This is a genomic window from Gordonia heveisoli (assembly GCF_030315745.1).
Classification (GTDB): Bacteria; Actinomycetota; Actinomycetes; order Mycobacteriales; family Mycobacteriaceae; genus Gordonia.
The window spans coordinates 59,409-71,999 of sequence record NZ_JASXSH010000023.1 but is presented as its reverse complement, the minus strand read 5'-3'; the positions used below and the strand labels follow the sequence as shown (position 1 = coordinate 71,999).

12 protein-coding genes are annotated in these 12,591 nt (G+C 66.5%); 3 read left to right on the top strand and 9 right to left on the bottom strand.

Annotation, left to right across the window (positions count from 1 at the left end; translation table 11 throughout):
- Positions 1 to 85: 85 nt before the first annotated feature.
- The 3 genes from QSJ18_RS17520 to QSJ18_RS17510 all read right to left on the bottom strand — a co-directional run bounded on the left by QSJ18_RS17520 (position 86) and on the right by QSJ18_RS17510 (position 1,539).
- The gene (locus QSJ18_RS17520; RefSeq protein WP_286327910.1) at positions 86 to 574 is read right to left on the bottom strand and encodes a DUF5130 family protein; all 489 of its coding nucleotides are present in this window, start codon (positions 572 to 574) and stop codon (positions 86 to 88) included.
- Complete coding sequence (gene ctaJ, locus QSJ18_RS17515) at positions 561 to 815, bottom strand: aa3-type cytochrome oxidase subunit CtaJ (protein WP_286327909.1); 255 nt, start codon at positions 813 to 815, stop codon at positions 561 to 563. Before ctaJ ends, QSJ18_RS17520 begins: the two co-directional genes overlap by 14 nt.
- Positions 816 to 978: 163 nt before the next feature.
- Positions 979 to 1,539 carry an HNH endonuclease gene (locus QSJ18_RS17510; protein WP_286327908.1) on the bottom strand — a complete coding sequence of 187 codons (561 nt, stop codon included), beginning with the start codon at positions 1,537 to 1,539 and terminating at the stop codon, positions 979 to 981.
- 237 nt (positions 1,540 to 1,776) lie between these two features.
- On the opposite strand from QSJ18_RS17510, the gene QSJ18_RS17505 reads away from it, so the two are divergent.
- Together QSJ18_RS17505 and QSJ18_RS17500 are read left to right on the top strand one after the other, a co-directional pair.
- Entirely contained in the window at positions 1,777 to 2,214 is a 438-nt protein-coding gene (locus QSJ18_RS17505; protein WP_286327907.1) for a globin, read from the top strand.
- Between the two features lie 454 nt (positions 2,215 to 2,668).
- Entirely contained in the window at positions 2,669 to 4,384 is a 1,716-nt protein-coding gene (locus QSJ18_RS17500) for a glycoside hydrolase family 13 protein (RefSeq protein ID WP_462476112.1), read from the top strand.
- Positions 4,385 to 4,466: 82 nt separating this feature from the next.
- Here the strand turns inward: QSJ18_RS17500 and QSJ18_RS17495 are convergent, their stop codons facing one another.
- From QSJ18_RS17495 to QSJ18_RS17480, 4 genes are read right to left on the bottom strand one after another with little or no spacing between them, the layout of a single operon-like run.
- Positions 4,467 to 6,161, bottom strand: coding sequence for a dipeptide ABC transporter ATP-binding protein (locus QSJ18_RS17495; protein ID WP_286327906.1), 1,695 nt, complete (start codon positions 6,159 to 6,161; stop codon positions 4,467 to 4,469).
- A complete protein-coding gene (locus QSJ18_RS17490) occupies positions 6,158 to 7,087 on the bottom strand; it encodes an ABC transporter permease (RefSeq protein WP_286327905.1) in 930 nt (309 codons plus the stop codon). Before QSJ18_RS17490 ends, QSJ18_RS17495 begins: the two co-directional genes overlap by 4 nt.
- Positions 7,084 to 8,160: an ABC transporter permease gene (locus QSJ18_RS17485; protein WP_286327904.1), complete on the bottom strand. Its 1,077-nt coding sequence runs from the start codon at positions 8,158 to 8,160 to the stop codon at positions 7,084 to 7,086. The genes QSJ18_RS17490 and QSJ18_RS17485 overlap by 4 nt, the downstream gene beginning before the upstream one ends.
- On the bottom strand, positions 8,157 to 9,773 hold the full coding sequence (locus QSJ18_RS17480; RefSeq protein WP_462476111.1) for an ABC transporter substrate-binding protein: 1,617 nt from the start codon (positions 9,771 to 9,773) through the stop codon (positions 8,157 to 8,159). The genes QSJ18_RS17485 and QSJ18_RS17480 overlap by 4 nt, the downstream gene beginning before the upstream one ends.
- 169 nt (positions 9,774 to 9,942) lie before the next feature.
- Between QSJ18_RS17480 and QSJ18_RS17475 the strand changes: the two genes are divergently transcribed.
- Positions 9,943 to 11,310, top strand: a complete 1,368-nt coding sequence (locus QSJ18_RS17475) for an LLM class flavin-dependent oxidoreductase (RefSeq protein ID WP_286327901.1) — start codon at positions 9,943 to 9,945, stop codon at positions 11,308 to 11,310.
- Between the two features lie 20 nt (positions 11,311 to 11,330).
- On the opposite strand, the gene QSJ18_RS17470 is transcribed toward QSJ18_RS17475, so the two are convergent.
- Together QSJ18_RS17470 and QSJ18_RS17465 are read right to left on the bottom strand one after the other, a co-directional pair.
- Positions 11,331 to 12,014 (bottom strand): hypothetical protein, encoded by a 684-nt coding sequence (locus QSJ18_RS17470; protein WP_462476110.1) that lies wholly within the window; start codon positions 12,012 to 12,014, stop codon positions 11,331 to 11,333.
- Between the two features lie 5 nt (positions 12,015 to 12,019).
- Positions 12,020 to 12,520, bottom strand: a complete 501-nt coding sequence (locus QSJ18_RS17465; protein WP_286327899.1) for an acyl-CoA thioesterase — start codon at positions 12,518 to 12,520, stop codon at positions 12,020 to 12,022.
- Positions 12,521 to 12,591: the final 71 nt, after the last annotated feature.

The following is a 12,591-nucleotide window of genomic DNA, read 5'->3' as shown; positions in this document are numbered from 1 at the left end:
CACCCCCCACCCCCCCCCCCCCCCCCCGGCCCGGGGGGGCCCCCCTTCTCGTTGTTGCCCTTGTTGGAGCTTCTGGTCTGCCGACTCAGCCTGCCGCAGCCGCGGTGGCCATCACGCGCAGCGCGGCGATCAGACCGTCGATCAGATCGCCCTGGCGGAAGCTGGCGACCGCGGCGGTGACGCCGAGGGCCGCGACGCGGTCGTTGACGCGATCGGCGACGGCACTGCCCGAGACGACGACGACATCACGCGTATTCGGCGACACCGCGATCAGTGCGCCATTGGCGGGTTCGGGGGCCTTCGCGAGGGCCGCACGGGCCGACGCCTCGACCTCACCGTCGAGGTCGCCGATGTACACCGAGAACCTCACCAGCGCCTTCTCGGAAGCCGCCTTGAGCGCGTCGTCGAGCGCGATCAGTTCGCCACGCGTGAACGGCGGTGTGGTCGGCGCATCACCCGGGTAACGGGTTGCGGAGATCCGGCCGCTGTTGGTGACGACGGTGCCGACCGGCAGATCTGCCGGCGAAACGACGGTCACGCCACCGTGTGCCTGAGTTACCTCACCACTTGCCACTTGCCGAGCCTCCATCCACATCACTGGCCTCCGCGTGCCGTGCGAGCGCCATCGGTTCGATGTCGGTGGCGCTGAACAGCAGCGGGGAACGATCCCAACGCTGGTCGAGGGTGTATTCCTCGACCTTCGGGTACTTCACGCCGAACGAGAACGCCATCGCCACGACGCAGGCCACGACGAAGACGATCGTCACGATCGTGACCGGCACTCCGATGGGGACAATCAGGTCTTCGAGGTCCATGCCACCCTTTCGATCTTCGCGTCTTCGCCCAGCGGGCATCGACGCAGCTCATCGCAAATCAATTTAGCCGACCGCGCCGCGCCGGGTGCAGTGGGGCCTACAGCGCGTCGTAGATCTCGACGATCTGTCCCGAAGCGCCGCGAACCGGCCCTTGCCCGGCATCTCAGGCAGCCCCGGCGTCGATATAGCGAACCCAGGCCGGGTCGATGTCGGTGACCGTCGCCAGTAGCCGCCAGTGCCTTCCCTTGGGTTCGCGCGGCGCGGACGCCAGCGACCAACCCAGTTCACTGAGCAGCCGGTCGGCCTTGCGATGGTTGCACCCTGAGCAGCAGGCGACGCAGTTGTCCCAACCGTGCGCGCCGCCGCGACTTCGCGGGATCACATGGTCGATCGTGGTGGCCCGGTCGCCGCAGTAGGCGCATTGGAACCGGTCCCGGTGCATGAGCGCGGTCCGTGTCATCGGCGTGATCGCACGGTACGGCACCCGCACGTAGGTTCGGAGTCGGATCACCGACGGAATCGGTACCGAGGTCGCGACCGAGTGGACCGCCAACCCGGCGTCGTCCTCGTGCACGATGTCGGCGCGTTCGCGCAGGATGAGCACCACCGCACGCCGAATGGACACCGCGGTCAGCGGTTCATAGGTGGCATTGAGCAGTAACACCCGTCGGCGTCCCCACAACTGCTCGGCGGGCCGGGGCACCTCCTGATCTGGGCGCAGCATGGTGACCTGCGGTGAACCGCGCCGAGCTCTCTTCGGCGCCGATCGCCCCGGTGTGTGTCGCGTCATGAGGACATACCTCCCGCCGGTGCCGGACGTGTTGACAGTCCACCACGGAAACACCGCGATCGCACCGGAAACGCCACCCGCTCACCCTGGTCTTCGCGACAGCCCTCGCTTGGGCCTGCCCCGTGCACCGCCGCCGGGGTGAGGTTGAGGTCGGCGCCGGGCGTCGGGACAATGGTCACTGTGACCGGAAATCAGCCCGGCGGCTCCGAGCCCGTCGACAGCGCCCAGCGCACCTTCTATGAGCGGGTGGGCGGCGCCGAGACCTTCCATCGCATCACTGCGGCCTTCTATGCCGAGGTCGCGCGCGACGAGTTGCTCAAGCCGATGTACCCCGAAGAGGACCTCGGTCCCGCCGAGCGCAGGTTGCGCATGTTCCTGGAACAGTACTGGGGCGGACCCCGCACGTATTCCGACGAACGCGGGCATCCGCGTCTCCGCATGCGTCATCACCCGTTCCGAATCGGTCCGCTCGAGCGTGACGCCTGGCTGCGGTGTATGCGCACCGCCATCGCGTCCATCGACGCCACCGCACTCGACGACGAACACCGCAAGGCACTGCTCGATTACATGGAGATGGCTGCGGACTCCATGATGAATTCGTCTTTCTGAACTCAAGAATCACGCTGGTCACAGCAATGGCGGACCGACTACCTGGCCCTCTATGCCTCAATTGATTCTTGAGTAAGGCAAAATAGTCAGAGTGAGCGATGAGACAACTGATGTTCCCGGCGAGGGTGACATCGGTCCGACCGACCCCGCACACACCGATTCTGATGTGACCGTCGGCGATGAGGCGAGCACCGACGGTGCCGGGGAGTCGGCGGGCGGATTGGGTATCGACGACTCGGTCGGGGGACCTGAGACAGACGGGGGACCTGAAACAGACGGGGGACCTGAAACAGACGGGGGACCTGAAACAGACGGGGGACCTGAAACAGACGGGGGACCTGAAACAGACGACGTCGCGGCGGAGCACACCGGCTCCGAGCAGCTCGACGCCGAAGCGCCCGCGGACGAGATCCCCGACGAAGACGGCTCAGACGGCGAGGACGCCACCGACCTGGTGGTTGCCACCAGCGACGAGGCCGGCCCCAACGAACTCAACGCCGACGAACTCCACGCCGACGAACTCAACACCGAAGAACCGGCCGCTGCTGCCGACGTCCCGGCCGTCGCCGCCCCGCCGGGCGCACATCAGCTCGATCCGTCGAACACCGATTGGTGGAAGTCGGCGATCTTCTATCAGATCTACCCGCGGTCCTTCTCCGACCTCACCGGAGACGGTGTCGGCGACCTCGCCGGCGTGATCGACAAGCTCGGGTACCTCGAGCTGCTGGGTGTCGACGCGCTGTGGCTGAGCCCGATCATGGTGTCCCCCATGGCCGATCACGGTTATGACGTGGCCGATCCGCGGGACATCGATCCACTCTTCGGCGATCTCGGCACCTTTGACGAACTGATCGCCGAGGCGCATGCCGCCGACATCCGCGTCACGATGGATCTGGTGCCCAACCACACCAGCGATCAACACGCCTGGTTCCGTGCCGCACTCGATGCCCAGCCGGGGAGCCCCGAACGCGCACGCTACATCTTCCGCGACGGGCTCGGCGACAACGGCGACGAACCGCCGAACAACTGGCACAGCGTGTTCGGCGGACCCGCGTGGACGCGTGTCACCGACGCCGACGGCGCGCCCGGACAGTGGTATCTGCACATCTTCGCCCGTGAACAGCCGGATCTGAACTGGGAGAATCCCGAGGTTTTCGCCGATCTGGAACGCACTCTGCGCTTCTGGCTGGACCGTGGCGTCGATGGTTTCCGTATCGATGTCGCCCACGGGATGGCCAAACCCGCCGATCTGCCGGATATGGATCTCACCAAGGCCGGGCTGCTGTCCAACGAGGACGACGATCCGCGCTTCAACAACTATGCGGTGCACGAGATCCACCGCAAGATCCGCGCAGTCATCGACGACTACCCGGGTGCGGCCAACGTCGGCGAGATCTGGGTCGACGACAACGAGCGTTTCGCCGAGTATCTGCGCCCCGACGAACTACACCTCGGATTCAACTTCCGGCTCGCCAAGGCCGACTTTGACGCCGTCGAGATCCGCACGGCCATCGAGAACTCGCTGGCGGCAGTGCAATCGGTGGATGGCACACCGACGTGGACACTCTCCAACCATGACGTCGAACGCGAGGTGACCCGGTACGGGCACGGCGATCTCGACCTCGGTACCCGTCGCGCACGGGCCATGTTGCTGGTCGAGATGGCGTTGCCGGGAACGGTGTTCATCTACAACGGGGCCGAATTGGGGCTGCCGAATGTGGATCTTCCCGATGACGCGCTGACCGACCCGGTGTGGGAGCGCTCCGGGCATACCGAACGTGGGCGTGACGGTTGCCGGGTGCCGTTGCCGTGGGAGGGCACCGCGCCACCGTTCGGCTTCTCCGCCGCGACGTCGACCTGGTTGCCCATCCCGCCGGAGTGGACGGACCTCACCGTCGAAGCTCAGCTCGAGGACATCGAGTCGACGCTGTCGCTCTATCGACATGCGATCGAGATCCGTTATGAGCGGACCGAATTCAGTGGTGACGTGGTGGAGTGGTATGGCGCACCCGACGGCTGTCTGGCGTTTCGTCGTGGTGAAGGGGGCGTCATCTGCGCGCTCAACGCCACCGACGAGTCCGTGCCGCTGCCGCCCGGTGAGGTGTTGCTCACGAGTTCGCCGCTCGACGACGGTCAGCTGGCCGCCAGTTCCGCGGCCTGGCTGGTGTAAACGCCCTCTGCCACAACCCATGACGCCGATGCCCGGCCCCGCGTTTCGGGGCCGGGCATCGGTGCGCTTGACGACCGGCTGGTCAGCTCGCGGCCACCGGCAGATCGATCCGCGGCACCGCCGCCAGCAGTGCTCGTGTGTACGGATGCTGTGGCCGTTCGAAGACATCGTCGGCCGCACCCGATTCGACGACCTCACCCGACCGCATCACCAGGATGTCGTCACTGACATGGTGAATCACCCCCAGGTCATGCGAGATGAACAGCAGTGCGACGCCGGTCTCCGCCTGCAGAGTGGCCAGCAGGTCGAGGATGCGCGCCTGGATGGAGACATCGAGCGCCGAGACCGGTTCGTCGCAGACGATCACCGACGGCTCGGGGGCCAGCGCCCGCGCGATCGCCACCCGTTGCCGCTGCCCGCCGGACAGTCGCAGTGGATGGCGGGTGCGGAATCCGTCGGACAGGCCGACCTGATCGAGTAGCTCGGTGATCCGCTGTTGCGCACGCTGTCCGGTGATTCCGACGGCCCCGAGTGCGTCGACGAGCACGCGTTCCACGGTCCAGCGAGGATCGAAGGAGCTCAGCGGATCCTGGTAGATCACCGAGATCTGGTTGCGGCGGACCCGTCGCTGGGCGTCGGTCAGCGCCGACCATGGCTCACCGTTGAGTTCGACAGTCCCGGAATCGGCGTTAGTCAGACCCAACACGATCCGCGCGGTCGTCGTCTTCCCCGACCCCGATTCGCCCACGATGCCCAGGGTGCGTCCCGGCAGGAGGTCGAAACCGACCCCGTCGACGGCGGGACGCGCGGTCACATTGCGTCCGGTGAAGGATTTGCGCAGATCACGCACCCGGAGCGCGGGCACCGCATCCGCCGCGACCTCGACCGCAGGCAGCGTCGCACCACTGGTCAGCAATGTCCCCTTCGATGCGCGTGAGGGCACCGATGCCAACAGGTCACGGGTGTACTCATGTTGTGGGTCACGCAGAATGTCCTGTGCCGAACCGTATTCCACGATCTCGCCGGCGCGCATCACCGCCACGCGGTCGGCGAGGCGGCCGACGACGGCGAGATCATGGGAGATCAACAGCAGTCCGTTGCCACGCTGCTTGGCCTCACCGAGAACGTCGAGGATCTGGGCGGCGACGGTGGCGTCGAGCGCGGTGGTCGGTTCGTCCGCGATGAGAAGTTTGGGGTCGTTGGCCAGCGCGGAGGCGATCAGCGCACGCTGCCGCAGACCACCGGATAGCTCGTGTGGTCGCTGCCGCGCACGCACCGTCGGTTCGGGCACACCGACGAGTTCGAGGAGGTCGATGACCTTGGCAGCCTTCTCGGTTCGGCCGATCCGGCCGTGAACGGTCTGCGCCTCGCCGATCTCACCACTCACCCGCCGGAGCTGATCCAGTGAGACCAGCGCATCTTGCAGGACGAATCCGATGTCTCGTCCGCGGATCGCGCGCCATTGCCGATCGTCCAGACCCAGCAACGATCGGCCGTCGAATTCCACTCGCGCGGCCGATATGTCGGCGCCGTCACCGGTGAGGCCGATCAGCGTACGGGCGGTCACCGATTTCCCCGACCCGGACTCCCCCACGATCGCCAAGCACTCACCCGCGGCAACGGTGAACGAGATACCTTTGACGATTTCGGTTCCGCCGAATCCGATTCGCAGATCGGCCACGTCGACCAACGGTGTGGCGATCGGCGGATCGCCTTCCGTCGCGGCGGTGCGGACCCTGGTGTCGGGGGTAGCCTTACGGACCTCGGAGATGGTCATCGCTGTGTTCCTTCCAGACGTGCGCCGAGATGACGACCGATGGTGGTGAACGCCAACGCGACCGCCACGATCACCAGGCCGGGAAAGATCTCCAGCCACCAGGCGACGGTGATGTAGGTGCGACCGGAGTCGAGCAACGCGCCCCACTCCGGGGAGGGCGGCGCGACGCCCAGACCCAGATAGGCCAGACCCGACGCCCAGATGATGGCCTGACCGATACCGAGGGTCAGGGTGACGATCATCGGCCGCAGCGAGTTGGGCGCGATGTGCTGCAGCAGAATTCGTCCGCGGGAGTGGCCGAGTGCGGTGGCGGCCTCGATATAGGGTGCGTTGCGTACCGCCAGCACCTGGCCGCGCACGATGCGGGCGTACCCGGGCGCGATCCCGATACCGATCGCGAAGATCAGCGTCGCCGTCCCTGGCCCGAAGACCGACACCAGCAACAGTCCGAGCAGGATCGTCGGAAACGCGAACAGGATCTCGATCGACCGGTTCGCGAGGGCACCGGCGACCCGCGACGACAGTCCGGCGACGATGCCGAGCAGCACGGCCAACGTCCCGGCCACCGCCACCGCGCCCAGCCCGATGCCCAGCGATTCCCGGGTCCCGTAGATCAGCCGGCTCAGCAGATCGCGTCCGCTCAGGTCGGTGCCGAACGGATGCGCCCAACTCGGCGGTTCCAGCGTGGCGTCCAGGTCGATGGCGAAGGGATCGTAGGGTGCGAGCCAGGACGGGACGACGACGGCCAACGCGAGCAGCGCGACGACGACCAGCGCGGCGATCATCCCCGCCGGGAGTCGCAGGGCACGCTTCTCCTCGTCGGGCAACGGGTTTCGAGTACGGAGCGTCGATCGCAGCGCCGCGAGAGCGCCGGTGGTTTCCGCCGGTGTGTCGGCGGGCGAACGCACGGGTTCGGTGACGGTCATGGCACCTCGATCCTCGGGTCGATGACGGTGTAGAGGGCGTCCACCGCCAGGTTGGCGATGGTGTAGATGAAGGCGACAAAGATGACGATGCCGCCGACGAGCGGGATGTCGCGAGCACTGGCTGCGGCGACCAATGTCTGGCCGATACCCGCACGGGCGAAGACGGTTTCGGCGATGACCGCCCCCGAGAGCAGCGCACCCATCGCCCAGCCGGACACCGTGACGGCCGGTAGCACAGAGTGGCGCAATACATGTCGCGCCCGCACAGACAGATCCCCGAGACCGCGAGCCCGCGCGGTAAGGACGAACGGCTGGTCCAGTGCCCGGGCGAACTCGTCGCGCGCGATCTGCCCGAGGAAGCCCGCCAGCGGGATCGCCAGGGTGAGCACGGGCAGCACCAGTCCGTGCAGGCCGGTACCACTCTCCACCGGGAACCAGCCCAGGTTGATGGCGAACACCACCAGCAGGATCGAACCGATCCAGTACTGCGGCAACCCGGCGCTGATCGTTTCCACGAGCGAGCCCACGGCACCCCACGGGCCACGACGGCCGGCGGTCAGCGTGGTCAGGAACCCGACCAGCAGCCACGCCACGATCAGTGCGCTGACGGTGAGCACCAGTGTCGGCACGATCTGTTCGGCGATCACCTCGGTGACCGGCTGTTGCAACTGATATGAGGTCCCGAGATCGCCGCGCAGCAGTCCACCGAGATAGCTGAGGTACTGCCGCCACACCGTCTCGTCGAATCCGTACTGTGCGTTGATCGGCGCGAGTTCCTCCGGGGTACGTTCCCGGCTTTCTCCGGAACCGAGGTTGAGCAACAGCGTTGCCCGGTCACCGGGTGCGAAGGCCTGGAGTAGGAAGGTGATCGATGCGGCCGCCCACAGGACGAACACCGCCGAGCCGATCTTCCCCGCCCACCGGCCCAAACGGGCTGGGGGACGCCAGGACCGCGCTCGTCCGAGGATGCCGCCGACCGCGGTGACGTCTTCGGGCTGCACCCGATCGGGAGACGACACCGCACCGGAAGCCACTGTGTCGTCACGCCGATTCGACGGCTCGGTGACGGTCATCGCACAAACCTCGCATCCGCGAACACCGGTTCGCCTTGAGACTGTTCGGTCCACACGTCGTGAAGCTTCGGCGTGATCGCCAATGACGTGGTCTGGGTGTAGAGCCCGATCGCCAGTGCCTGATCGGAGATGATCTGCTGCGCCTGGTGATACAGCGCGGTGCGCTGCGCCGGGTCGGTCGCAGAGTTCGCCTGCTCGATCACCGACTGCAGGTGCGGATCGTTGTAGAACGCCTGGTTGAACGGATTCGGCTTGTCGGGCAGTCGCTGTCGCCAGTTGATCAGCAGCAGCCCCGGGGTGGGACTGGTCCAGTAGCCGACATAAGCCTCGGTGGAGTTGGCCTTGGCGTACCGGCCACCGAAATAGGCGCTCTGCGTGGCCGGTTCGAGGACGAGGTCGAACCCGACGGTCCGGGCCTGCGCGGCCACATCCTGCACGATCGCGGCCCCCTCGGCGCCGACGATCGCATCGGCCGGGTACACCACGCGCGCGGTCAGCCGTCGACCGTTCTTGGTTCGGACGCCGTCCTCGTCGCGTCCGGTCCAGCCTGCCTCGTCAAGGAGTCGCGCGGCCCGCTTCGGATCGTAGGGATAGGTTCCCGCGGTCTCATCGTGGTCGGGGGTGCTCTGACTGAGCGCCCCGTTCGGGTTGTAGGGCACCACGCCGAGATAGGCCGTTTCGACCGCCTTGCGCCGGTCGGCGGCATAGGCCAGTGCCTGCCGGACCCGCACGTCGTCAAACGGAGCGTGATCGGTGTTGAGTGTCAATGCATTCGGCCGTCCCGGAGTGATGTACTGCCGTGTCTGGAACTCCCGGGTGGCTGCCGCCCAGTTGACCGCGGGCACGTTGTAGATGACGTCGGAGGATCCGCTCGTCAGGGAGCCGTAGCGCAGTACGGGATCCTTGAGGAACTTCCAGATCAGTTTGTCGACGTACGCGGGTCCCTGGTGTTTGGCGTTGGCCGGCGCCGAGTTGTAGTTGGGGTTGCGCACGAAAGTGATGCTGCGGTTGCGATCCCAGCGTTCGATGATGAACGGACCCGAGCCGATCGGCTGACGGCAATTGGCCTCTTTGCCACGGTGGAATGCCGTCGGCGACTGGATACCGAAGTAGCCCTGCGTCAATGCGGTGAGCAGCGGCTCGTAGGGGCGGTTGAGGTGTAGTCGATAGGTATGGGTGCCGACCACGTCATCGGACTCGAAGTAGGGGCCGAGGTAGGCGGTCACGGTGCCGTTGGGCGTCTTCGGATCCAGGTATCGATCGATATTCGCTTTGACTGCTGCCGCGTCGAGATCGGTACCGTCGCTGAACTTCACCCCCGGCTTGAGGTGGAAGGTGTAGGTACGGCGATCCGGTGAGATGTCCCAGCTCTGGGCCAGCCACGGCACCACGCGGCCGTCGTCGGCCAGGGAGACGAGGTTGTCCAGATACTGGCGCGCGAGGTAGGCGTTCTGCACCCAGCCGCCGTGAACGCAGGGTGGTTCCTGCTCATGGCCGTATTCGATGGTGCCGCCCGCGAGGTAGTCGCCGGGGGTGGGTGCGACGCCGGTGGAACGTCCGTCGCCGGTTTCCGGCCGGCCGCAGGCCACCAGGACGACACTCAAGGCGGCCACCAGGATCGGCAGCAGGGTCCACCTTTTTCGGTGGGCAGAACTGGGCACGTGGCACTCCTAGGTCGGGGACCGGCCCACCGTAGGGATCCTGACGTGCTCGGGTCAGGGTTTGCTGTCAGGTTGATTTCAAGTTGTCACGTCTCCCACGGCCCGGCTTATGGTCGGCACCATGCCCGCACCACTGAGATTCTCGGCCTTCGTGATGAATACGACCTCGCACATCCTGCACGGCGCGTGGCGTGCCCCGCAGGCACACCAGACCGACTTCAACTCGCTGACGCATTGGATCGAACTGGCAAAGACGTTGGAGGAGGCGCGATTCGACTTCATCTTCTTCGCCGACGTCGTCGGCCTGTACGACGACTATCAGGGTGACTGGAAGAAGTTCGTCGACAGCGGCCTGCAGATCCCCAGCAATGATCCGCTGGTGCTGGCCTCCGCGCTTGCCTCCCACACCGAGAATCTCGGGATCGCGATCACCAGTTCGATCCTGCAGGAACATCCGTTCGACTTCGCCCGCAAGATCTCCACACTCGACCATGCCAGCAACGGCCGGATCGCCTGGAACATCGTGACGAGCCTGTCCGACAACGCCTGGCGCAACTTCGGCTATGACGGCATCACCAAACACGACGATCGCTATGCGTGGGCGGACGAATACGTGGACGTGGTCTACAAACTGTGGGAGGGCTCCTGGGACGAGGGTGCGTTGATCCAGGACAAGCACAGCGGGATCCACGCCGACTTCGACAAGGTCCACAAGATCAATCACCAGGGCGCGCACTACAGCGTCGAAGGCCCCCATCTGGTGGCTCCGTCCCGGCAGCGCACCCCGGTGCTGTTCCAGGCCGGTTCCTCACCGGTCGGCCGCCGCTTCGCCGCCCGCAACGCCGAAGCCCAGTTCATCGTCTCCCCCGATCCCGACAACGCCCGTGCGCTGATCGAGGACACCCGGCGGCTCACCGCCGAGGCTGGCCGCAACCCTCGCGACCTGACCTTCTATCAGGGGCTGTCCTTCGTGATCGGCAGCACCGAGGAGGAGGCGCACCGCAAGGCGGCCGAACTCGACGAACTGATCGATCCGAGCACGATCATCGCCCACTCTGCCGGCGGCATCGGCATCGACCTGGGCTTCTACGACCTCGACACCCCAATCGGCGACATCCGGACCGAGGGCAGCCAGAGTGGACTGCTGTGGCTGCGCGAGGCGGTACCCGACCGCGAACCCACCGTGCGCGACCTCGCCGAACTCCGCAGTCGCAGCGGCCGGGTCGTCGGCACACCGGAACAGATCGCCGACGAACTGGCCCGTTGGCGCGATGCCGGGGTGGACGGGATCAACGTGATCAACGCGACGATCCCCGGCTCCTACGTCGAGTTCGCCGAACATGTGCTGCCGGTCCTGCGTGAGCGCGGCCTCGCACAGCGGGAGTACGCACCGGGCACCGCTCGCGCGAAGCTGTTTGGCCAGGACCGCCTCCCGGATTCGCATCCGGCGGCCCGCTACCGCGGCGCGTTCGCCGAACTGCCGGTCTGACCCGGACGGCCAGGGACTGCTCAGCGCACCGTGACCATCAGGTCACGGTGCGCTCGCTGGTATACCGACCCGAACCGGGCGTCGATGCGAATCCAGGCCGGAGACAGGCGAATCCGGACGGGCTCGGTCGCATCGATGTCGTCCAGCCGGGAAGATTCGGTGATCGCGCGGCCACGGGCGTCGCGGATGAAGCCCATCGCGGTGACCGCGAAAAGGGTGCGCATCGTGATGGCGGCCCGCAGTTGCTGGTCGTCGGCGGAGACGGTCAAGACCTCCTGGTCCAGCAGACCGGTAACCGGGCCGTGCGCCCCCGATTCGGTCCGCGCGAGATGCGCTCCGTCACGCGAGAGTTCGACGATGCTGCGCGCCGGGACGTCGTCGACGTGCCGGTAGCCGTCCGAGCCGGGCAGGGCACCCCGCCACGCACTGTCCAGCCCGAAGCCCGGATCGATCCGACCGGAGTCCGAAGCACTCAGTGCCGCATGCAAAGTCGCCGCGTCACAGACCAGGTCGGTGGGTGCCTGACGCCCGGTGACGGCGCGCGTCACCAACACATCGAACCCGGTGTGCGCCCATAGGCCGAGGAGTCCGTCGGGACGGATCGACAACCGGATGACCGCGGCATCCTCGAGCCGCATCGCCCGGGACAGAAACGCGAGCGCATCGGATCGATCGGGACCGGCGATCTCGATGAACCGCTCCACCTCGCTCATCGCCGGCCGCCCGTGGCACCGGCGTCGGGCCGCAGGAACTGTTTCAGGTAGTCCTTCTCGTCGGGCGTGAGGCGGCGCAGCGCCTGTTTGTCGACGTCGAAGGCGACGAGCCGGGTGCTCGCGACAACCGCGGGCTTACCGATTGCGGGCGAACCCGCATCCGCTCCGGCTGATGCGGACTTGCCAGGGCGAACCTCGTAGCCGACCACGAAATCCACTGCGCGCAGTTCGCTGACGAACATTGCCACCTGCAACGGCCCCTCATCGTGACGCAGTTGCGCCGCATACTTGACGTGCAGATCGGCGACCACACAACCGTGCCGCATATCCGCGGTGGGTCGGCCGTCGTAGAACAGCCACGGGATTCTCGCCTCCTCCAGCAGAGTCACCATGCGCGCGTGGTTGATGTGCCCGAAGACGTCCATATCCGACCAGCGGACCGGAACCTGCACCAGGTAGCCGTCTTCGGTCGCACGCCCTGCATCCTCGATGAGCACGATCGGTCCCTTCGTCGTGGCGGAGATCGCCGAGCGGCACCTGCCGCTCCGAAATCAACCCTACGCAGCAC

Excerpts from the sequence above, each read along its gene's own strand:
- ctaJ (WP_286327909.1), bottom strand. The coding sequence starts at position 815 with ATGGACCTCGAAGACCTGATTGTCCCCATCGGAGTGCCGGTCACGATC.
- QSJ18_RS17510 (WP_286327908.1), bottom strand. The coding sequence starts at position 1,539 with ATGCTGCGCCCAGATCAGGAGGTGCCCCGGCCCGCCGAGCAGTTGTGG.
- QSJ18_RS17505 (WP_286327907.1), top strand. The coding sequence starts at position 1,777 with ATGGTCACTGTGACCGGAAATCAGCCCGGCGGCTCCGAGCCCGTCGAC.
- QSJ18_RS17495 (WP_286327906.1), bottom strand. The coding sequence starts at position 6,161 with ATGACCATCTCCGAGGTCCGTAAGGCTACCCCCGACACCAGGGTCCGC.
- QSJ18_RS17490 (WP_286327905.1), bottom strand. The coding sequence starts at position 7,087 with ATGACCGTCACCGAACCCGTGCGTTCGCCCGCCGACACACCGGCGGAA.
- QSJ18_RS17485 (WP_286327904.1), bottom strand. The coding sequence starts at position 8,160 with ATGACCGTCACCGAGCCGTCGAATCGGCGTGACGACACAGTGGCTTCC.
- QSJ18_RS17475 (WP_286327901.1), top strand. The coding sequence starts at position 9,943 with ATGCCCGCACCACTGAGATTCTCGGCCTTCGTGATGAATACGACCTCG.